Source organism: uncultured Parabacteroides sp., assembly GCF_905196875.1.
Classification (GTDB): domain Bacteria; phylum Bacteroidota; class Bacteroidia; order Bacteroidales; family Tannerellaceae; genus Parabacteroides.
On the sequence record NZ_CAJJWO010000063.1, the window covers coordinates 1 to 22,073 of the forward strand.

The window sequence follows — 22,073 nt, forward strand, 5'->3', positions numbered from 1 at the left end:
TTATTCATCGCTCCGATCGTCCCTCCATGCCGTTCGATCAGAACTTTGGCGAACGACAGGCCGATACCGCTTCCCGATTGCTCGTGGTTCCCTTGGTAATAACGGGTAAACAGCTTCGTGATATCCAGATTGCCCAGACCGATACCCTGGTCGGCAACGCTGACGTATACTTTATCTTCCTTCAGTTGGCTGGATACGGTGATGGTCGTGTCCGACGGGCTGAACTTCAGCGCATTCATTAATAGATTCGATAAAACAGTCGTACATTTAGGACCATCGAATGATACTTGTTCGATGTGTTCATCCAGCAGATAGACTATCCGGATATGGCGAGCTTCCAACTCGCTTTCAAAGTCTTTGGCAATGGACATAATCCATTTGTTCAGTCGATGGGGTGTTTTATGCAAAGTGTTTTTTGCTTCTTTCAGACTGCTCATGTCCAGCACCATATTGATGGTGTTTCTCATATTCAGTACCTGTTTGTATATACCGGATAATTGTCCTTTCAAATATTCCGGATCATTCCAGCTATTCTTATCGAGGATTCTTTTCAGTGGTGCATAGATTAGTGTTAGCGGGGTACGCAGTTCATGGCTGATATTGATGAGGAAGCGTACTTTTTCCTCATTCATCTTATTGGTGTGCTCTTTCATCTGCCATTTCATCTTTTGGTTTCTACGCTGTCTTAATATGCGCTCGGACCAGAAAAGTAGCAAGATTAACAGAATAATGAATATGACAAAAACATAAGGACGTTGATACCAGGGAGGTGTTACCCTGATATGAAGTACTTCGACCGGTTCGCTCCATTCCCCACTTTTCGAATTGCAGGATACCAGGATTGAATAATCTCCAGGAGCCAGCATGCGTAGTGAAAGAATATGGTTGTATGTTTCAGTGTACTGTCTATCACTCCCGTTAATCATATAGCGGTATAGTTTGCTACGGAACACATCTTTTTCCATTGAGATTACCTTTATTTCGATCGAACTGTGTGTATGTGGAATTGTTATCCGGTTATGGCCGTTTTGCAGTTGGTCGATACAGGAGTTTCCGTTCAGTAAAACATCCATCAACCTGACTTCGGGTAGCGGTTCTTCATTGGTCGATATGTTTTTATTGATACGCAGCAATCCGGAGGCACCCCCCAGATAGATATAATCGGAGATGGACGAAACTTGATATTTATAGATAAACTCATTTGTTGTATAACCGTCCGACTCTCCCCAGGAGGCAAAACGTTTCTTTTTGAGATCGTACGAGAATAACATATTACGGGCACCTATCCAAAGACGTTCCTGCTCATCCAATAAGAGGGTAGATACACTGTTGAACAGTTTGGTTTCAATTTTGGTGAACTTTTTTGTTTTAGAATCGAAATACCCGAATCCATACTCTGTCCCGATCCAAAAAATATTGTTTTTGTCGCGGGCCACAGCCTTGATCGCTTCATGTCCTCTGATACTGAGGAGGGTTTGTAACGTGTCGCTGCCGTGATATACTTCATACAGATTATTGCTTTGGATTATAAAGGCTGATTTTTCATCGGCGCAAACCATTTTCATCGGACCTGTTGCCAGCTTTTTTCCATCTATTTTCAAGAATGAGAATTTTCCGGTCCTGAAACTATGGCTGACTGCATTTTTTCCCAAAAAATAGGCCCATTCGTCTGTAACTCTGTAAGCTAATGAGGCGTTTCCTCCGTGAAACTGGTCGATTGTTGTTTCTTCATCGATTAAATAGAAGGGACGGTGGTATTTCCCTGTTTGTTTATTAAATAGGTACATGCCTTTCGTATATAGGGAAACAAGTAAATCTGCGTCTGAATAATCTGTGATGGATACGACTTTATCTCCGTAGGTGGATGGGTAATGTTTGAAGGTATCGGTGTAAGGATCATATTGGTTGATACCGCCTCCGTCTGTCCCCAACCACAAGCGTCCTCGTTTGTCTTCGTGGATGCTAATTACCGATATGTCGCTCAATCCATTTGTATTATTGCGCGGAACATCTGTATATGTTTTCATGAAAACTTCCTTGATTCCGATCATACCGCCTCTGACTGTCCCTGCCCAGATATTGTCCAGCTTGTCTTTATAGATACATTTGACTGAATTTACGGGAAGAGTGTTTCTGTCTCCCGGCGTATGGACAATTGCTGTTATATCGGAAGGAGTATCCATTTCCATTATATTTATGCCTCCGCCATCGGTTGTTATCCATAGTTTGTTATTTATTTCCAAGAAGTCAAGGATCAGATCGTTATTCAATCGTGAATTGCCTGTATGGATATGAAAAAGTTTTTTTCCGTCCGGAGCATAACAAACGAAGCCTTTATTATAAGTAGAAAGATAAAGTCTTTTCTTGCTGTCCAGATAGGCCGCATTCAAGTCTCCCGCCTGGACCGGATAATCGGTAGGGGTTATCTGATTAATAACCGGATTATACTTGAGGATGCCGTTTTTGCGTGAGATAAGCAATACTTCGTTATCATTCCAAGGGCAGATATAATAAGGTCTAAAATCAGATGAATCCTTTTGAAGGATAGATCTTTTATGGAGTGTCTGATTCTTATTGTTATAGATATATAGTCCTTCATCCGCTGTGAAAAGTATGGAGCCGGAAAATGTAAGGAATGAGTTTGTAATAATTGTCTTATCTTCGAATTTGATGGGACGGAATGAGTCGCTGCTTTTGTCGTATAGGGTTAATCCGTTATTGGTAGAAATCCAGATATTGTTTAGTGAATCTTCTGCGATGAAAAAGATCGTATTTCCAGGTAAAGAATAAGGGTTGTCCTTTTCATGGAAATAACTTTTCATGTCGTAACGGTCGAAGCAACTCAACCCGGAGGCTGTTCCGATCCAGATCAATCCTTTATTATCTGCCAGGATACAATTCACTGTTGTTTGCGATAAACCTTTGTCAAGATTCAATTGCTGGAAGAAATAGCTGGGACTCGCTCCTTTTGTATGGGATATACAAAAGAAAAACAAGAGTAGGAGCTGTAATAATTTTATAATGGGGAAGCTTTTCATCGTACTTTGTTTCCAATGAGTGCAAATGTAATAAAACCGATCTAAAATAGAAAATATTCAATGTAAACAGAACTTTAGGATAGTTTTTGACATGAAAAGTACGTTTGTTGACGCCGATATGTGTCGGAAAGTGCAATTTTGCCTTTGCAAATATTAACTAAATAGAGCGTGCTTATGAAATAGAGTTAATTCTAAATTACTTGGATATAGGTGAATTTGTAAGAATTTATCTGTTTTGGGATTTAAATTATGTTGTTTACTAAATTTATTGTTTTATGAAAAAATCTTTTCTAACTTTTTTATTGATGTTGTTTTGCTTGGCAGGCTTTGCTCAGCAGACAGTAACAGGGGTTATCCTCGAAGAGGCAACCTCCGAACCTTTGGCTGGTGCAGCCGTTCAAGTGAAAGATTCACAGAACGGTACGATTGCAGATGCCGATGGTCGTTTCTCTATCTCGGTATCACCCGGACAAACGTTATTAATATCTTATATTGGTCTTATCCCCCAGGAAATACTGATAAAGGAAGGCATGAAGGATTTGACAATTAAGATGATTAGTGATGCGGTTGATATAAATGAAGTTGTCGTTGTCGGGTATGGCGTACAAAAGAAAGTGAATCTGACAGGTTCTGTATCTTCCGTTAAAGGGGATGTGTTGGAACGTCGTCCTGTAGCAGATGCTGTACAGAGTTTACAGGGGATGGTTCCGGGTTTGTTAATAAGTAATTCCGACGGCGGTCGTCCGGGAGGAGCAGGTAAGATGACATTACGCGGACAGGGTAACCTGGATAATAATGCTGAGCCTTACGTTCTGGTGGACGGAGTGGAAATGAGCCTTTCAGACGTAAATCCCAGTGATATTGAAAATATCTCTGTATTGAAGGATGCGGCTGCTTGTGCTATTTACGGTGCACGTGCTGCTTATGGTGTAATCCTTGTCACAACTAAAAAAGGGGAAGAAGGTAAAATGCGTATCAACTACCAGGGTACGGTGGGCTGGAGTACGCCGACTGTTTTGCCGGATATGGTAAATTCTTATGATTTTGCACAGTACTGGAATGCTGGTGTAACCAATGCAGGTTCTCCACGTTTATATAGTGATGAGAAATTGGCCTTGTTACAGCAGTATATCAATGATCCGAGCAGTGTCGATCCGTGGTTTGAACTACCGGCTAATTCTAATATGAACCCGGCTTTTGAAAATTCGGAATTAGGTGTCGGTAATGTGAACTATTTTGATTTACATTATAAAAACTGGGCGTTTAAACAGAATCATAATGTTAGCCTGAGTGGTGGCGGTAAAGCTGCACAATATTATGTTTCAGGAGGCTACTACTCGGAAGACGGAATCCTTCGTTATGCTGATATGGATTATAAGCGTTATAATTTTGCCGCTAATGTTACTTCCCAGTTGACCAGTTGGATGAAGTTGAAAGTGAATACTAAGTTTATGCATTCAGATCAGGATACTCCGTTTGGTGACGGTGGTATCAGCGAAGGTTTCTATCATTCATTGGCTCGTTTCCGTCCTACAGTTTCTCCGGTTGACCCGAACGGACATTTTACGGAATTGACAATGATTCCTTATTTGCAAAGTGGAACATATACGAATACACAGCGTGATAATATGAATATCACTGCCGGTTTGGACATTCAGCCACTCAAAAACTGGTTTATATTCTTCGACTATACATATAAATTAGATAATAAAGAATATGAAGCGCTGAATGTAAGTCCGCTTATTTATGGTGCCGACGGTGTAAGTACCTCAAAAGGTGTCCGCTCAGAATTAGGTATGTCACCTGATGGTAAGTTTACCCGGAGCTATGACCATACACGTTATCAATCAATTAATTTGTATACAAATTATCTTTTCAGCCTGGCTGAAAAGCATAACTTTACAGTAATGGCTGGTTTCCAGGAAGAAGATTATGAGTTCAGCCTGATGAAGAACTCCATTACCGGCCTGTATTCAACCAGCAATCCGAATGTCGGTATGGGAACCGGCGACAAAACTGTCATCGATACCCGCAACGGTTGGGCTACCCGCGGTTTTTTCGGACGTGTCAATTATGATTATGACGGACGTTATCTGGTTGAGTTGAACGGACGTTACGACGGTTCTTCCCGTTTTGCTTCCGGCAATCGCTGGGGATTCTTCCCTTCTGTTTCTTTGGGATGGAATATTACCCGTGAGCAATTTATGAGTTCCGTAACAGATATACTCTCAAATCTCAAGCTTCGTGCTTCCTATGGTTTGTTAGGAAATCAGGCTGGTGCCGCCTTGTATACTTTTGCTGCGACAATGGAATTGAACAATAAGTTGGGTAATTATATTTTCTCTGACGGACGCCATATCTTTACACGGGCTCCGGGTGTTGTAAATCCGAATACTACATGGGAAAAGGTGGAGAGTAAGAATATCGGTCTTGACTTTGGCTTTTTCGGAAATTCTTTGACCGGTACACTCGATGTATTCCAGCGTGATACGAAAGATATGTTAGGTCCCGGTGTCGACTTCCCCGATATCTTCGGTGCAGATGCTCCTAAGACAAATAATGCACGTATGCGCAACCGTGGTTGGGAGCTTGCCCTGAATTATCGCGGACAGATTGGTAGTGATATTCAGTATGCCATCGGAGGTTCATTGTCAGACGCAGTTTCGGAAGTTACGGAGTATGCAAACCCGACCGGAACGAATCCGAAAGATAACTGGTATACCGGTAAAAAGGTTGGTGAGATCTGGGGGTATCGTGCCGATGGTCTGATCCAGACACAAGAAGAAGCGGATGCTTATAATGAGAAGTATGATCTGTCGTTCATCAGTGGTAAGCCTTGGACTCCGGGTGACGTGAAATATCGTGATCTTAATAATGATAATAAGATCAACAATGGTACAAATACGCTGGACGATATGGGTGATATGACTGTGATCGGTAATACGACTCCGCGTTACCAATATACAGTTAACGGTTCTATCAGCTGGAAAGGTATTAGTCTGAGTATGATGTTCCAGGGTGTTGGCAAGCGTGACTGGAATCCGGGAACGGGAGCTTACTTCTGGGGAAGTGGTCCGTATGCACAGGTAACTGTGTTTAAGGAACATCTGGATTATTGGAGTGAATCGAATCCGGGCGCTTATTATCCGAAGCCTTATATCCATACCGCAGGCGGTGTTACTCCATTCAGTAACAAAACAATGACTACCAGCGACCGATATATTCAAAGCGGTGCTTATTGTCGTCTGAAGAATTTGACGATCAGTTACGATCTTCCTGCTATCTGGACGAATAAGGTCGGTATGCAGAAGGTGCAGGTATTTTTCTCAGGTGAAAACCTGCTGACCTTTACAAAGTTGAAAGGAATGTTTGATCCGGAAGCGATCTATACAAAGAATGATTATACAAGTGAAGGTGGTAAGAACTATCCGATGAATCGTGTAGTATCTGTGGGTTTGGTTGTTAACTTATAATTTAGATATCTTATGAAGAAGAGAAATATATTTTTAGGTGTGATTTTAGCTTTCGGCCTTACATCCTGTTTTGATATGGATAAAATGCCGGAAGGTGTACTTTCAACTGCGCAACCTTTCAGTAGTACAGGTGAAATGAGGAATTATCTGGACCAGTTTTATCAGACAGGCAATCCGAAATATGAAGATGATAAAATAAAAGTGGATTTTGGTGATGGCTTGCGGGTACAGGACTTTGGAGCCGGTGGCGGAAGTGGTATTGCAGGTTATGATACGCATAGTGATAATATGTCGGGAGGGGCGGTAAGTACCCGTCTGGCAGGAGAAACAACATTGAGTGGTGCTTCCAAGTTAACTAATTATACGGCTATCCGGAATCTGAACTTTATGCTGTGCAATCTGGAAAATTGCGTGGAACAAGGTTCTCCTGAATATGACCAGTATGTCGGTGAAGCTTATTATTTCCGTGCCTGGTATTATTATAAAATGCTTGTGGATTATGGACCATTGACATGGGTGAGTACTCCGCTTGACCCGAATGAGGAAGAGATGCATTTATCCAGGGATAGCCGTACGGTTGTAGCGGATAGTATTTTGGCCGATCTGGATAAGGCTATTTCTTATCTGGGTGAACAAAGCAATAGTGCTTCCATGCGTGTCCATAAAGATGTGGCTCGTGCCTTGAAAAGTGATGTTGCTCTTTTTGAAGGAACCTGGGAGAAATATCATAAGGCAAAAGGCGATAAATTCTTTGATCCTGCCGTAACTGACGAAAAAATAAAGAATTATTTCACCGTAGCGGCCAATGCGGCTAAAGAAGTTATGGACCGTGGTGTATGGAAAATCTATACGACGGGAAATATGAAAGATGACTATCGTAAGATGTTCCAGACAACAGATCTGTCCGGTAATTCGGAAGTCCTCTGGTTTAAGATGTATGACGGCGACCAGGTTGGAAATAATGTGAATCGTTACCTGAACCAGGGTGGCGGTGGAGTAGGTGTCACAGCTTCGCTGATAGATGATTACCTGACAATAGATGGTAAACCTTTTGTTGGTTCTGCGCGAACAGAAGCGAAGAGGGTATTTGGTAACGAACTGCTGTCAACCGTGCGTGACCCGCGTTTGGCACAGACGATTTGTACACCGGGACAGCAATTGCGTCCGGACGATACACCTCCTTATTATCAGGTTCCGCCGCTGATCGGTTCGTCTGCCTATAACCAGAATATGACAGGGTATTCACTGTTGAAGTATGTGCAAATAGATTATACCGGTAGCCTGGATGCTGAATTCAAGGGAGCGACTCCGGCTATTCAGTTTCGTTACGCCGATATTCTGTTAAATTATGCAGAAGCGTTGGCAGAATTGGACGGAGCAGCTAATTCTCAGAAAATAATCGTAGCTTTACAACCATTACGTGATCGGGTAGGTATGCCTGCTGTTGATTTTGACCGGGAGTACAATCAGGAATCCGATTATCCGTTCCGTCATCTGGATAAATATATACAGGCTGTCCGTCGTGAACGTCGTATTGAAAAAGCTTGCGAAGGCCGTCGTCTGGAAGATATCCTTCGTTGGGCTGCTGCTGAAGAACTGATCGTCGGTAAGTGGCCGAAAGGTGCATTATTTGCAGGAAGTAACTTGGAAAACAATCCTGCATTTGACGGTAAACTTGTTTATGACCAGGCTTCGGGTAATAACCTTTTCCTGACAGGAAAACCGGGTGACGCACTGCGTTATGTGGTGCCCAGCAACCCGGCAGGTTATGAACAGGGATGGAAGTTTAATGTCGGTCGCGACTATCTGTTGCCTATTCAACCTCGTATGCTGTCGTTGACAGGTGGTAAATGGGAGCAGAACCCGGGTTGGTAAACTCATTATATAAGCAAGATATATGAAAAACGTTAGATCTACAGTATTATTTTCTTTGACAGGAGCAGCGATGTTGGCATCGCTGCCCTCCTGCAAGGAGAAAAAAGTGGCAGAGGAGGCTAAAAAGCCGATGAATATCCTCTACATCATGTGTGATGACCATTCGTACCAGACAATCAGTGCGTACGATAACCGGTTCATCGAGACGCCTAATATTGACCGTATCGCCAAAGAAGGAGTCCGTTTTACAAACAGTTTTGTTGCCAACTCGTTAAGCGGCCCGAGCCGTGCTTGTTTGCTGACCGGTAAGCATAGCCATAAAAATGGCTTTACCGACAACACACATACTTTCGACGGTGCACAGCAGACATTCCCTAAACTGTTGAAACAAGCTGGTTACCAGACAGCGGTCGTAGGTAAATGGCACCTTACTTCCGATCCGACCGGATTTGACTACTGGAATATCCTGACCGGACAGGGAGACTATTACAATCCGTATTTCATCGACAACGGTGAGAAGAAGCAAATTGAAGGATACGCCACCAATATAACAACCGATCTGGCAATCGACTGGCTGGATCAAAAGAGGGATAAGGAGAAACCGTTCTGCCTGCTCCTGCACCACAAGGCTCCGCACCGTACATGGATGCCCGATACTTGTGACCTGGAGTTGTACAAGGACGTTGTTTTCCCTATTCCGGAAACATTCTATGATAAGTATGAAGGCAGAATCGCTGCTTCCGAGCAGGAAATGAGCATCATCAAGGATATGGACCTTGTCTATGACCTGAAACTGGCTGACAAAGAGAACGAGATTCATTCCAATCCGGGACTGGAAAAGGCCGGCCGTGCAATGTACAACAAGCTCAATGCTGAACAAAAAGCTGCCTGGGATAAACATTACGATCCTATCATCAAGGAGTTCAAGGAAAAGAAACTTTCCGGTAAAGCGTTGGCAGAGTGGAAATACCAGCAGTATATGCTCGATTATATCCGTGTGATCCATTCTGTAGACCGCAATGTGGGACGTGTTTTGGATTATTTGGAAAAGAACGACATGCTGGATAATACGATCATTGTTTATACTTCAGATCAGGGTTTCTATATGGGTGAACATGGTTGGTTCGACAAACGTTTCATGTATGAAGAATCTTTCCGTACGCCGATGCTGGTTCGCTATCCGGGTGGTATAAAGGGTGATATCACTGAAATGGTTCAGAATATCGACCATGCTGCTACTTTCCTGGAACTGGCCGGTGCACCGATACCGGAAGACATCCAGGGCGATTCTTATCTGCCGTTGCTGAAAGGCGAACATCCGAAAGACTGGCGTACCTCTTTGTATTACCATTATTACGAATTCCCTGCCGAACACATGGTAAAACGTCATTACGGAGTACGTACGGATCGTTATAAGTTAATGCATTTCTACGACGACATCGATGTATGGGAATTGTATGATCTGCAAAACGACCCGATGGAGATGAAAAACATCTACAACGAACCGGGCAACGATCAGATCATCCAACAATTAATGGACGAACTCCACAAGTTACAGAAGCAATATGACGATCCGATCGAGTCGGAACTGGCAAAGAACTGATAGATATAGACTGGCAAAGAATAAAGGCTGTTCCCTGGTAATTCGGGAGCAGCCTTTTTTCGTATGATTGACTTTTAGTTCAATTTATAGCATAGAGGCTATTTGCTTTTCCAGAGCTTGTTTAATGAATGCGTTGATAGATACCCCCGCTTGTTTGGCAAGCATTGCAATCCGGCTATGTATCTCAGGAGATATGCGAACATTCAAAGAGCCGGAAAAACTTTTAAGGGGCTCTATCCCTTCTTCTTCGCAGTAAGCCAAATAGTCGTCTACTGCTTCATGAAAAGCGGCTGTAAGTTCTTTTACGCTTTCGCCTTCAAAGTTTACAAGTCCGTTTATACCTTCTATCTTGCCGAAAAAGACATTGTCCTTTTCACTAAAGTTTACAGAACCGATATAGCCTTTGTAAGTTAATGTATTCATTATATTTATGCAGAGTTTTACAGGTTGCCCCCTGATTAACTTATCTATTGTGCTTTTTACTTCTCTTTAATAAATCCAGCCTCAACCAAATCATTGAGTACTTGCTTCATTGCATATAGCTTGATAATATTCCCCGGGTGGGGCTTATGTATCATGATCGGACGCTTATCTGCGTTTTTATAGATAACCCTTGAGCCTGACGTTTTACCTTTATTGGACTTTTCGTATCCAAAATACTTCAGTAGCCTCTCTAACCATTGCTTTTGTTTTTGCAAATGTAACTATATTTTAGTTACAGGCAAGACCTGAAAGGATATAAAAAAACACCATAAGAAGTAAAATTACTTTCTTATGGTGTTTCCGTGGAGAATATCGGACTCGAACCGATCACCTACAGACTGCCAGTCTGTCGCTCTAGCCAGATGAGCTAATCCCCCGTGTTTGGTTTTCGAATGCAAATATAGAGGTTTTCCTGATATATTCGCTATCTTTGTATAAGAAATTTGGAGAAAAAAGAATATGATCGTTTATAATACAACATTCAATATAGAGAATGATATCCTTACCGAGTGCATAGAATATCTGAAGAAGAGTTACATACCGCGTGCAGCAGCCAGCGGATTTTTAAGAACACCTTACTTGCGCCGTATCTTACAGGATGAGACCGAGGATGCAACCAGTTACTCCGTGCAGTTCCATGTAAAGAATCCGGAGACGCTGGAATACTGGATGGAATCGGAAGGCCGTGGCTTGCAACAGGAACTGATCACCCGCTTCGGAACCAAGATCGTTGGCTTCAGTACCTTACTGGAAGAAATAGACTGGGAGAATGATTAAAGACCGTGTTATATTAGGTATAGACCCCGGAACGATCGTGATGGGATACGGTGTCCTGAAGATCGAAGGGAATAAACCGAAACTCGAGGCTATGGGCGTACTGCAACTGAACAAGTACGAAGATCATTACCTGCGCTTAAAGAAGATATTCGAACGTGTACTGGCGCTTATCGACCAGTATCATCCTGACGAACTGGCTATCGAAGCCCCTTTCTTCGGAAAGAACGTGCAAAGTATGATAAAGATGGGGAGAGCCCAAGGCGTTGCCATGGCGGCAGCTTTGGAACGCGAAATCCCTATCTTCGAATATGCCCCGCTGAAGATCAAAATGTCTATCACCGGCAACGGTAACGCGGCCAAAGAACAGGTTGCCGGCATGTTACAACGTTTCCTGCATATCCCGCAAGAGTCGATGCTGCCGCAACTGGATGCCACCGACGGATTGGCGGCAGCTGTCTGTCATTATTTCCAGACGAATAATCCCATCTCAGAGAAGAAATATACCGGCTGGAAAGACTTCCTTGCCAAGAATCCCGATAAAGTCAGGAAGTAAAACGGATCTTCCCTATATAACATAAAAAAGTCCGGAATTATGCGTTCCGGACTTTTTCTATCTGAAAATATAAAGCTTATACAATACCTTGTGCCATCATCGCCTTGGCTACTTTCATAAAGCCGGCGATGTTTGCACCTTTCACGTAGTTAATGTATTTACCGTCTTTACCGTGTGAAACACATTGTTCGTGGATAGCACCCATAATCTGATGCAGTTTAGCATCCACTTCGTCGGCAGTCCAGGAGATATGCATGGCGTTCTGCGTCATTTCAAGTCCGGAAGTAGCTACACCACCAGCATTAACGGCTTTACCCGGAGCAAACAACTGTTTGTGTTCGATGAATAGATCGACTGCTTCGGCCGTACATCCCATGTTGGAGACTTCGGCAACGCATAGAGTTCCGTTTGCTATCAGCTTGCGGGCGTCGTCTGCATCCAGTTCGTTCTGTGTAGCGCAAGGCAGGGCGATATCCACTTTCTGTTCCCAGGGTTTCTTACCGGGATAGAAGGTTGCACCGGGATACTCTTCAGCATAAGGAGCCACGATGTCATTACCGCTGTTACGCAATTCCAACAAATATTCGATCTTATCGCCGGAGATACCGTCGGGATCGTAAACATATCCGTCAGGACCAGAGATTGTAACTACTTTGGCACCCAGTTCAGTTGCCTTTTTCGTTGCTCCCCAAGCCACATTTCCGAAACCGGAAACGGCTACTGTTTTTCCTTTTATATCGATACCATGTGTTTCGAGCATCTGATGTACGAAGTAAAGCGCACCATATCCCGTTGCCTCCGGACGAAGGATTGAACCGCCGAATTCCATACCTTTACCAGTAAATGTACCAGTGTTTTCGCGCGCCAGTTTCTTATACATTCCGTACATATAACCTACTTCGCGTCCGCCTACGCCGATATCACCTGCCGGAACATCGCGGTCGGGACCCAGGTTGCGCCACAGTTCCATAATGAAAGCCTGGCAGAAACGCATGATCTCAGCGTCGCTCTTTCCGCGGGGAGCAAAGTCGGAACCGCCCTTACCACCACCCATCGGCAATGTAGTCAGTGCATTTTTGAATGTTTGCTCAAAGCCCAGAAACTTAAGAATGGATAAGTTTACAGACGGGTGGAAACGAATTCCCCCCTTATACGGGCCGATCGCATTATTAAATTGTACGCGATATCCTAAGTTAACCTGTACTTCACCTTTGTCGTCTACCCAGGGTACACGGAAAGTAAAGATACGTTCCGGTTCAACCAAACGCTCGATGATCTTCGCTTTCTCGAATTCAGGATGCTGGTTATAAACCTCTTCTATTGATAAAAGAACTTCTTTCACGGCCTGCAAGTACTCTTTTTCACCCGGGTGCTTTGCTTCCAGTGCAGATAAAATAACTTCTGTTTTCATAGCGTCTATTGCTTTTTAAGGAATAACATTATGTAGACAAATGTAGGCAATTCTATGGATTGACCAAGCTTTTTACTTTCTTTTTGACAGTTCAGGATATGTTATTGATGCATGTATTGCGGATGCTTTCGGTTACTCTTCATCCAACTAGTATCAAAGTGCCGGGGAACTAATTGTTTATCAGGCATATTTTAATCTTTAGTATACCTGTTTTTATACTTTTGAGCTAGCATGAATTTAATTTTTAGCATGCTCGAAATTGATTTTGCCCTAGCTCAAAATTAAATTTGAGCATGCTCAAAAGCAAAAAAATATAGGAGGAAAATGTTAGTTACTAACGAGGAAAAGAGTAGATTGTCGGGAGAAAATACTTAATAGTCTGCCTGGGATTTGATTTTTTCCTTACTTTTGGGCGTATATAACTCTATAAAACAGTATGAGCGGAATACCGGACTTTAAGAACCTTGTGTTTAAAGACACATCATTCGCCAATCTAATGAATAAGCGTATATATAATGTATTGCTTATCGCCACTAAATACGATGCCTTTATGTTGGAAGACGACGGGCGGGTAGACGAACAGATATTTAACGAATATACTTCGCTGAGCCTTCGTTATCCTCCCCGTTTTACTCAGGTGACTACGGAAGAAGAAGCACTGGCTGAACTGGAAGATCGTAATTTTGAATTGATCATCTGCATGCCTAATATGGACGATCGCGATATTTTCGCGGCGGCAAAGGAGATCAAGGTGCATTATCCTAATATTCCTATTGTGGTGTTGACGCCTTTCTCCAAAGAAGTTTCCAAACGTATAGCCAATGAAGATCTGAGTGCGATCGATTATGTATTCAGTTGGCTGGGGAATGCCGAACTGTTGCTGGCTATTATTAAACTTATTGAAGATAAGTGGAATGCGCCCGACGATACAAAAAGTGTAGGCGTGCAGATCATTCTGTTGGTTGAAGATTCGATCCGTTTCTATTCTTCCGCTTTGCCGCATCTGTATAAGTTTGTATTGGAACAGAGCCAGATGTTTGCAAAGGAGGCACTTAACGGTCACCAGCAGACGCTTCGTATGCGTGGTCGTCCGAAAATTAAATTGGCACGAACCTACGAGGAGGCTGTCCGTATTTTCGACCAGTACCGGGATAATATGCTCGGTATCGTTTCGGATATGAGTTTTATGCATAATGGGGTGAAAGATCCTTATGCCGGTTATAAGTTCGGGCAGTATGTCCGTAAAACGGGATTGATCATTCCTTTTGTCCTGGAGTCGTCGGAGTCGTGCAATAAGGTATATGCCAAAGAGTTGGGGGCCTCGTTTATCGATAAGAATTCGAAGAGCTACCCGCAGGATTTGCGTAAGAAGATCATGCAGCGTTTCGGGTTCGGCGATTTCGTTATCCTGAATCCGCAGACGAAGGAAGAGATCATGCGTATCAAGGATTTGAAAGATTTGCAGAAGAAAGTCTTCCAAATCCCGGACGACTCGCTGGTTTATCATCTTTCGCGCAATCATTTCTCGCGCTTTTTCTATTCGCGTGCCATGTTCCCGCCGGCAGAGGTCCTGAAGCGGGTGGATGTGAGCGATTATAAAGATATGGATGAGGCTCGTAAACTGATATTCGACCTGATCGTGCAATACCGCCGGATGAAGAATTCCGGGGTGGTAGCCATCTATCAGAAAGACCGTTTCGACGAGTACAGCAACTTTGCCCGTATCGGCGACGGTTCGCTGGGAGGAAAGGGGAGAGGCCTTGCTTTTATGGGAGCAATGGTGAAACGTTATCCGAAATTGGAGACGGAAAACTTCAATACCAACATTCCGAAGACGGTAGTTATATGTACCGATATCTTCGACGAATTTATGGAGACGAACGAGCTGTTGCCTATCGCTTTGGGGGATGCCGACGATGAGACGATCCTTAAATATTTCCTTCGTGCCAGTCTGCCTGCCAGCCTGATCGATGATCTGATGGCTTTCTTCGATGTAGTGAAGAGTCCGATAGCCGTCCGTTCGTCCAGTTTGCTTGAAGACTCGCACTATCAACCGTTCGCCGGTATTTATTCTACTTATATGATTCCCCGGATGGAGGATAAATATGAGATGTTGCGTATTCTGAGCGATGCGATCAAGGCGGTGTATGCTTCCGTCTTTTATCGTGACAGTAAGGCATATATGACGGCAACTTCCAACCTGATCGACCAGGAGAAGATGGCGATCGTATTGCAGGAAGTGGTCGGTAACCGTTACAACGATCATTTCTATCCGACTATTTCCGGTGTGGCCCGGTCGCTTAATTTCTACCCGATCGGTAACGAGAAGGCGGAAGACGGCATTGCCAATATCGCCCTCGGATTGGGAAAATATATCGTTGACGGCGGTCAAACCTTACGTTTCTCACCGCGCCACCCGCACAATATTTTGCAGATGAGCACGATGGATTTCGCCCTTCGTGAGACGCAGACCCGTTTCTATGCGCTCGACCTGGAGAATCTGGCACAGCAGTTCTCTATCGACGACTCTTTCAACCTGTTGCGTCTGAACCTGAAAGATGCCGATGCCGACGGTTCTTTGAAATATATCGTTTCTACTTACGATCCGTACGATCAGATCATTCGTGACGGTTATTATTCCGGAGGGCGAAAGATCCTCTCTTTCGTCAATATCCTGCAACATGATGTATTCCCGTTGGCAAAGACGTTGGATGAATTGCTTCGTATCGGCCAGGAAGAAATGGGGCGTCCGGTAGAGATCGAGTTTGCCGTGAATGTCGATCCGAATAACCATGATAAGGCAACTTTCTATCTGCTTCAGATCCGTCCGATCGTGGATAACAAGGAGATTATGGATGAAGACCTGACCCTGGTTAAGAATGAAGAGACAATCCTTTCTTCGACCAGTGTATTGGGGCATGGTATCGTGACGGACGTACAGGATATTATCTATGTAAAGAGCGGTGCTTTCAATTCTTCAAACAATCAGTTGATCGCTTATGAGATAGAGAAGCTGAACCGTCGTTTCACGGAAGAGGAAAAGAACTATGTATTGGTCGGTCCCGGACGTTGGGGTAGCAGTGACCATTGGTTAGGTATCCCGGTGAAATGGCCTCATATCAGCAATGCCCGTGTGATTGTGGAGTGCGGCCTGGAGAACTATCGTGTCGACCCGAGCCAGGGAACGCATTTCTTTCAGAATCTGACCTCCTTCGGTGTCGGATATTTCACGATCAATCCGTTTAAGGGAGACGGCTGGTTCGATGAGGACTATCTGAATGCCCTGCCGGCCGTCGAGGACACGGAATATCTGCGTCATGTTCATTTCGAGACTCCCATTGTTATAAAGATGGACGGAAAGAAAAGTTTGGGCGTAGTGCTTAAACCGGACTATTAAGTTGTTTATATAACTTAATTGTTTTATTTTTGCAAAGGCTTGAAAGCGTATGAATATGAATACGACTAGAGTTGCCTGCAAAAAAGAGTATATGGCCTCTGATAGACAGAAAGAGGGTGACAGATGGGAGACAACGAAATATCCAGATTGATAGAAGAGCAATATCTGTTTACGAACAGTATCTACTCTTCTATGCCGATCGGTATCGAAATATACGACACGGATGGTGTTTTACGCAGTATTAACGACCATGCTTTACGTTTGTATGGGGTGGACGACCGGACTACGGTATTGAACAAAGTCAACCTTTTCAATAGCCCTTATGTGGATGATGCGCTTGAAGCTCAGATCAGGTCGGGTGAGGAAATTAATTTAGAGTTCGAATATGACTTCGACCAGATAAACAGCAAGGCATACTTTTCTTCCAACAATAAGGATACAATCATTTATAAGGCACAGGTCGTTGCCATACGGAATAAGGCCGATACCATCATCGGACATATATTGCTCACCAATGATGTAACCAACGTCAAAGAAGAGGAATACCGGACGGAGGAAACGAAGAAGAACCTCGAGATGGCGATGGATGCAGCTAATATGTCATCCTGGATATATGATGTGCATAAAGGAGTGTTTAATTCGTTGTATGGGAACATTGTCGCGAAAGAGGATATGACGATGGAAGAGATGTTGTTCTTGTTGCATCCTCAGGATCATGTGCCCTTGAAGTTGCTTTTTTCTCAGCTGATAAATAAAGAAGTACGGTACGGACAGATCACTCTGCGCTTTCACAGCGAAGAGGAGGGGCAGTATCGTTATTATGAAAGTAGAATGCGTCTGTCGTCAGAGCATTTGGGGAAACTGCTGATTGTCGGAACGCAGCTGGATATAACGGAAAAGGTGCGACTGGCCAAGAAGACGCAAGAGTTGATCGCAAAGCGCGAACTGGCTATGAAAGTTAACAATATCGTGCATTGGGACTTTGATGTGCGCACTCAGAAGTTTGAATCTTATAACGATCCGATCAATAATTATCAGGGCGACCGGTTGTTGACTATTCCTGAATACATGGAAGTGATCCATCCGGAAGACCGTTCCATGTTCTATAAAACTATGCAATCTCTGTTGGCTGGCGATAACGATACGATCAATTTTACCTGCCGCATTCAAACACGTTCCGATGAAACATGGCAGTATTGCGACTTCATAGGCGTCCCCTTTGAAAAGGACGATAATGGTAATATCGTACGTTTTACAGGTTTCAGGCAAAACATACCCAAGCTACAAAAGCTGAACAGGGAACTGAAAGATAGAAATTACAGGATAGAGCTTACCTTCAAAACGGTCGGTATGTCATACTGGGATTTCGATGTGAAGACTAAACGGTTTCGCGCATTCAACGATCCGGTGAACGACTATCACTCTGAAAAGATCTTTACACCTGAAGATTATATGCGGGTGACTCATCCGGATGATTTGGAGACAGTGAGGAACTATATGAACCACATGTTTCAGGGCATTGACAAGGAATTTAATCTGAAATACCGTTCTTTGACGAAGTGGGATGACGAATGGCAGACGTTACTGATTACCGGAATACAGTTGGAAAGAGACAAAGAAGGACGTGTAACTCGTTATACCGGTATTTCTATCAATAATACGAAGTGGGAAAAGATGATTCAGGAACTGAAAGAGATGAAAGAAAAGGCGGAACTTTCCGACCGGCTCAAATCTGCTTTCCTGGCTAATATGAGTCACGAGATACGCACTCCTCTAAATGCGATCGTCGGCTTTTCCGAACTGTTAACGACTTGTGATAATCCGAAAGAGAAAGTGGAATATGCGAGTATTATCCAAGCCAATAATGACTTATTGCTACGGTTGATTAACGATATTCTGGATCTTTCTAAAATAGAATCAGGCGTTCTTGAACGTAAAAAAGAACGATTTAACCTGGCAAAAGTTTCCAATGAATTATATATGACGATTCTGCCGAAAGTTGAAAATAACTCTGCCGTTGAATTTTTGAAAGATAATCAGGTAAGGGATTGTTTAGTAGATCTGGATAGAAACCGGCTTAAACAGGTGTGGATGAATTTCCTTACTAATGCAGTGAAATGTACTAAATCGGGATATATAAAAATGGGGTATTCAATTGAAGGGGAAGGACTCCGGATATATGTAGAAGATACAGGAGTCGGCATTCCGGAGGAAAAGCATGACAAGGTTTTTGCCCGGTTTGAGAAACTGAATGAGTTTGCACAGGGAACGGGATTAGGATTAACAATTTCCAAAGCGATTGTTGAGTCGGCCGGAGGAAAAGTCGGATTTACTTCAACTCCCGGTGTCGGATCTACATTCTGGGCCTGGCTCCCTTGCTCTCCGGAGTTAGTGGAACCATGAAAATAGAAAAGCCCTCTTTACTTATACAGCGAAGAGGGCTTTTGGTTTTGTATAGGGAAAGTATCAGTCTTTCTTCTTAATAAAGTCCGAAGGATAATTGACCTTGTTGATGATCTCGTTACCTTTCAGGTGGATCCAGGTGGTGAAACCGTTTTCACCTTCTGTCATTTCTATCACACGTGCACCGTTTGTCAGGTTATTGTAAACCGTATCGCCACCGGTGTAACGACCATACGCCAGTAAAATACCTTTCCAGTAAACGGCATAATCGTCATCGTGATCGTGGCCGACAAAGACACCTTGAACATCTCCCATTTCTTTCATAGAAGCAAACAAGCCGGAGTTCAGTTGCGGAGCACAGGCTTTCTCTTTGCGGGTTCCTACCAGAATAGCCGTTTCATCGGAAGCCGCCTGATTATATTCCGGTAAAGCAATGTGGAAGAAGGCCAGAGAGGGAACAGGTGTTCCGCCATTCTGTTTAGTGAATCTGGCACTGTTGTCGCGATACCATTGGATCTGGTCGAACTTGATATAATCGTATCCGCCGATACCTTCTATCTGGGAGTAAGAATGAGAGTCTATGCAGTAAAGCACGACTGCATCTTTATCTCCATTCGAAGATTTGACCGGAAGAATATAATTGCTGGCTCCCGATACGCCTTTGACGGAATCAGTCAGGTTGTAAGGGATCGTTTTGATGATATCGAACAACTGTGTGCGTGTCAGGCCTTGTTCGTTATCATGGTTGCCGAAAGTCATGCCGAAAGGTATCTTACGTTTGGCTGCCAGGTTAAGTATGGTACGCATACCTTCTTCTGCCGGCTTACCATAAATTACATCACCGGTGAAAAGTACCAGGTCCGGTTTCTCTGCATCCAGCACTTCGTTGATCCTTTCGATTGAAATAGCCGACTTCGGATTGTTATGGATATAATGTACGTCGGTGAACTGTACGATCTTGAATTTTCCATCTTTATTGAATTTCAAAGACGGCTGCTGGGCTTTACCGTTCAGTAAGCCGCCCAACAGGAATATGATACAAAAGAATAACTGTTTCATCTTCTATTCTATTAATTATTTAAAGACTGGCATTGAACGGCCGATCCATACTTGCGGTTGCTGCAGGTTGAAGATTTCGGCAACAGTAGAAGCGCAATCAAACTGCATCATGCTGATATCATCGAAGCAATATCCTTTTTTGATATTCTTTCCGGCGATGATAAACGGTGTTTCCATTTCCTGCATGGTCTTGCCGCCATGTCCTTTGTTGATACCGCCGTGGTCGGCTGTGATAATGAAGATCGTGTCGTCATACATACCGGCCTTTTTTACCGCTTCTACAATCTGACCGATATAACCGTCCAGCTCTTTTATCTTGGCATAATAAGCAGGGGTGTCGTGTCCGTCGGCATGTCCTACATGATCGGGGTTGTCAAAAGCGATCATGGTAAGTGTCGGCTTTTTATCGGTGATGTATTTAACAGCCATTTCACATAGAACGGTCGGTTGTTTATTATAGTCCGGGCCTTGTGCATGGTAGCTCATGGACAAGGTATCGACCAGATACTTGATACCGTCCCAGTCGTAAAGACAACCGATTTCTGCATCCGGCTGAGCGTCGCGCAACAATTGAAATACAGTCGGGAAAATACCATGCTTATTTAATTCGCGTGAGGGCAGTTCGGGTGTTTGTGATCCCCACTCTGTGTATCCGTGTATCTCAGGACCTGCACCCATGAACATAGAAGCCCAGTTCACAGCACTGGAAGATGGCAATACGGAGCGTTTCTTCAACGTATAGGAACCGTCTTTCATAAATTGTTTGGTGACAGGCATTTCTGCTTTCTCCACGCTGTAAGCTCCCCAGCCGTCGAGGCCAATCCAGACGACGTGTTTTGCTTTTGGTTTGGCGGCAAAAGCCGTACTGATAGTGAAAATGGTTAAAACCAGAATAAGTAATAAGTTTTTCTGTTTCATGATTGTGTTATTTTATAGTGATATTAAATTGGTCGTATGACTCTGTTCTCCATGCTTTATCCGCAGTCAGAGGTGACAAGGCGAAAAGCGGGGAGAATGTTTTTACTTTGATCGTTTGTCCGTCGGGCATAAATTCGAGGATACGCAGCCAGCCGTCGCCACCGTTGCCATGCCATTCTCCGTCGGCGGTCTGGGCATTGAACATCATTTGCGGTATCTCTTTTCCGGCGGCATTCTTGTCGATGCGGAAAGACACATTGTCTTTATAGTCGGCTATCTCGCATTCGTGGCCGCAAAGCACCATACAGATGTTTGAAGACGGATAAACCAGTTTCTGCCAAATAGCTTCCCCGTAATTGGCGGGCGATACTTTGTAGTTCTCCTTTTCATGGCGTTTACCGTTCCAGGCAAGATACGAGTGGGTGAGTAGGATTACTTTATGATCTTTGTATTTCGGCTTTTCGGTCACCTGCTTAGCCCATGCTATCGCTTCGTCGCGTGGGGCAAACTCAAGTGAGATAACGAGTATTTTCCCCCATGTGTCGGTTTCAAATTCGTAAGCCGCATTTTCAAGGGTCGGTATATCCTTGTAGTTATTGCCTACTTCCACCAGTGATTTCTTCCAGCAACTGTTTCGTTCGGATGGAAAGTAATCAGGGAAATGGCAGAGGCGGTTTTCTGATTTCTCATAGCCGTAGTCATGGTTTCCCGTACAGATCACATACGATACTTTATTATCGAGGCGTTCGAATGCCCTTGACGCTGCCTTCCATTGCTCTTCGCTGGTTTGGTTACCATTCACACCGTCGGGAATACGAATTTCGTTTTGTTCCACCAGATCGCCCGTGCAAAGTACGCCTTTGATATTTAAAGAGTCCATATTATTGACCACCCATGCCGTCTGAAGTTCGAATAATGGCTGGTTGGCGTCGAATTTGATGTAACTCTGCGGATCGGGCAACAAGATCATTGAAAATGAGTTTTTATCGGATAGCTGCGCCCTTACCGGATAGACCTGGGCGGAAACCTCGATCAGTCCGAGCAGGAAGAGGAGAGAAAGAATAAGTTTTGTTTTCATGTGTA

The 22,073-nt window shown here is 43.8% G+C and carries 14 protein-coding genes and 1 tRNA gene; 7 read left to right on the plus strand and 8 right to left on the minus strand.

All coding sequences use genetic code 11. The annotated features are described in order from the left end of the window. On the minus strand, window positions 1–3,038 hold a 3,038-nt coding region (locus QZ076_RS17060; RefSeq protein ID WP_293715116.1), incomplete at its 3' end, for a sensor histidine kinase. 275 nt (window positions 3,039–3,313) lie between these two features. Here QZ076_RS17060 and QZ076_RS17065 point away from each other — a divergent pair. Genes QZ076_RS17065 through QZ076_RS17075 form a run of 3 tightly spaced genes read left to right on the plus strand, consistent with a single transcriptional unit; the run spans window position 3,314 to window position 9,989 of the window. Continuing rightward, on the plus strand, window positions 3,314–6,511 hold the full coding sequence (locus QZ076_RS17065; protein WP_293715119.1) for a TonB-dependent receptor: 3,198 nt from the start codon (window positions 3,314–3,316) through the stop codon (window positions 6,509–6,511). Between the two features lie 12 nt (window positions 6,512–6,523). Continuing rightward, window positions 6,524–8,386 carry a RagB/SusD family nutrient uptake outer membrane protein gene (locus QZ076_RS17070; protein ID WP_293715122.1) on the plus strand — a complete coding sequence of 621 codons (1,863 nt, stop codon included), beginning with the start codon at window positions 6,524–6,526 and terminating at the stop codon, window positions 8,384–8,386. A 22-nt stretch (window positions 8,387–8,408) separates the two neighbouring features. Next, on the plus strand, window positions 8,409–9,989 hold the full coding sequence (locus QZ076_RS17075) for a sulfatase (protein WP_293715125.1): 1,581 nt from the start codon (window positions 8,409–8,411) through the stop codon (window positions 9,987–9,989). A gap of 84 nt (window positions 9,990–10,073) precedes the next feature. Here QZ076_RS17075 and QZ076_RS17080 read toward each other — a convergent pair whose 3' ends face one another. The 3 genes from QZ076_RS17080 to QZ076_RS17090 form a co-directional block, all read right to left on the minus strand. Then, window positions 10,074–10,412 carry a type II toxin-antitoxin system HicB family antitoxin gene (locus tag QZ076_RS17080; protein WP_293715128.1) on the minus strand — a complete coding sequence of 113 codons (339 nt, stop codon included), beginning with the start codon at window positions 10,410–10,412 and terminating at the stop codon, window positions 10,074–10,076. A gap of 56 nt (window positions 10,413–10,468) precedes the next feature. Beyond that, window positions 10,469–10,687, minus strand: a complete 219-nt coding sequence (locus QZ076_RS17085; RefSeq protein ID WP_293715131.1) for a type II toxin-antitoxin system HicA family toxin — start codon at window positions 10,685–10,687, stop codon at window positions 10,469–10,471. Window positions 10,688–10,775: 88 nt separating this feature from the next. After that, window positions 10,776–10,849 (minus strand) — tRNA-Ala (locus QZ076_RS17090). Between the two features lie 82 nt (window positions 10,850–10,931). Between QZ076_RS17090 and QZ076_RS17095 the strand changes: the two genes are divergently transcribed. Both QZ076_RS17095 and ruvC read left to right on the plus strand, forming a co-directional pair. Continuing rightward, complete coding sequence (locus tag QZ076_RS17095) at window positions 10,932–11,249, plus strand: DUF4286 family protein (RefSeq protein WP_293715134.1); 318 nt, start codon at window positions 10,932–10,934, stop codon at window positions 11,247–11,249. Beyond that, complete coding sequence (gene ruvC, locus QZ076_RS17100) at window positions 11,242–11,802, plus strand: crossover junction endodeoxyribonuclease RuvC (protein WP_293715137.1); 561 nt, start codon at window positions 11,242–11,244, stop codon at window positions 11,800–11,802. The genes QZ076_RS17095 and ruvC overlap by 8 nt, the downstream gene beginning before the upstream one ends. A 76-nt stretch (window positions 11,803–11,878) precedes the next feature. On the opposite strand, the gene gdhA is transcribed toward ruvC, so the two are convergent. Beyond that, window positions 11,879–13,213 (minus strand): NADP-specific glutamate dehydrogenase, encoded by a 1,335-nt coding sequence (gene gdhA / locus QZ076_RS17105; protein WP_293715140.1) that lies wholly within the window; start codon window positions 13,211–13,213, stop codon window positions 11,879–11,881. Window positions 13,214–13,649: 436 nt separating this feature from the next. Between gdhA and QZ076_RS17110 the strand changes: the two genes are divergently transcribed. Next, window positions 13,650–16,610 carry a PEP/pyruvate-binding domain-containing protein gene (locus tag QZ076_RS17110; protein WP_293715143.1) on the plus strand — a complete coding sequence of 987 codons (2,961 nt, stop codon included), beginning with the start codon at window positions 13,650–13,652 and terminating at the stop codon, window positions 16,608–16,610. Between the two features lie 123 nt (window positions 16,611–16,733). Beyond that, entirely contained in the window at window positions 16,734–19,013 is a 2,280-nt protein-coding gene (locus tag QZ076_RS17115) for an ATP-binding protein (protein WP_293715146.1), read from the plus strand. 63 nt (window positions 19,014–19,076) lie between these two features. Here the strand turns inward: QZ076_RS17115 and QZ076_RS17120 are convergent, their stop codons facing one another. The 3 genes from QZ076_RS17120 to QZ076_RS17130 are packed head-to-tail and all read right to left on the minus strand — an operon-like array spanning window position 19,077 to window position 22,068. Then, complete coding sequence (locus QZ076_RS17120) at window positions 19,077–20,072, minus strand: metallophosphoesterase family protein (protein ID WP_293715149.1); 996 nt, start codon at window positions 20,070–20,072, stop codon at window positions 19,077–19,079. A 15-nt stretch (window positions 20,073–20,087) separates the two neighbouring features. Then, window positions 20,088–20,990: an alkaline phosphatase gene (locus QZ076_RS17125; protein WP_293715152.1), complete on the minus strand. Its 903-nt coding sequence runs from the start codon at window positions 20,988–20,990 to the stop codon at window positions 20,088–20,090. A gap of 7 nt (window positions 20,991–20,997) precedes the next feature. Next, a complete protein-coding gene (locus tag QZ076_RS17130) occupies window positions 20,998–22,068 on the minus strand; it encodes a metallophosphoesterase (RefSeq protein WP_293715154.1) in 1,071 nt (356 codons plus the stop codon). Window positions 22,069–22,073: the final 5 nt, after the last annotated feature.

What these genes read in the sequence shown, in the direction of transcription:
- QZ076_RS17065 (WP_293715119.1), top strand. Translation starts at nt 3,314, where the DNA reads ATGAAAAAATCTTTTCTAACTTTTTTATTGATGTTGTTTTGCTTGGCA.
- QZ076_RS17070 (WP_293715122.1), top strand. Translation starts at nt 6,524, where the DNA reads ATGAAGAAGAGAAATATATTTTTAGGTGTGATTTTAGCTTTCGGCCTT.
- QZ076_RS17075 (WP_293715125.1), top strand. Translation starts at nt 8,409, where the DNA reads ATGAAAAACGTTAGATCTACAGTATTATTTTCTTTGACAGGAGCAGCG.
- QZ076_RS17080 (WP_293715128.1), bottom strand. Translation starts at nt 10,412, where the DNA reads ATGAATACATTAACTTACAAAGGCTATATCGGTTCTGTAAACTTTAGT.
- QZ076_RS17095 (WP_293715134.1), top strand. Translation starts at nt 10,932, where the DNA reads ATGATCGTTTATAATACAACATTCAATATAGAGAATGATATCCTTACC.
- ruvC (WP_293715137.1), top strand. Translation starts at nt 11,242, where the DNA reads ATGATTAAAGACCGTGTTATATTAGGTATAGACCCCGGAACGATCGTG.
- gdhA (WP_293715140.1), bottom strand. Translation starts at nt 13,213, where the DNA reads ATGAAAACAGAAGTTATTTTATCTGCACTGGAAGCAAAGCACCCGGGT.
- QZ076_RS17110 (WP_293715143.1), top strand. Translation starts at nt 13,650, where the DNA reads ATGAGCGGAATACCGGACTTTAAGAACCTTGTGTTTAAAGACACATCA.
- QZ076_RS17115 (WP_293715146.1), top strand. Translation starts at nt 16,734, where the DNA reads ATGGGAGACAACGAAATATCCAGATTGATAGAAGAGCAATATCTGTTT.
- QZ076_RS17120 (WP_293715149.1), bottom strand. Translation starts at nt 20,072, where the DNA reads ATGAAACAGTTATTCTTTTGTATCATATTCCTGTTGGGCGGCTTACTG.
- QZ076_RS17125 (WP_293715152.1), bottom strand. Translation starts at nt 20,990, where the DNA reads ATGAAACAGAAAAACTTATTACTTATTCTGGTTTTAACCATTTTCACT.
- QZ076_RS17130 (WP_293715154.1), bottom strand. Translation starts at nt 22,068, where the DNA reads ATGAAAACAAAACTTATTCTTTCTCTCCTCTTCCTGCTCGGACTGATC.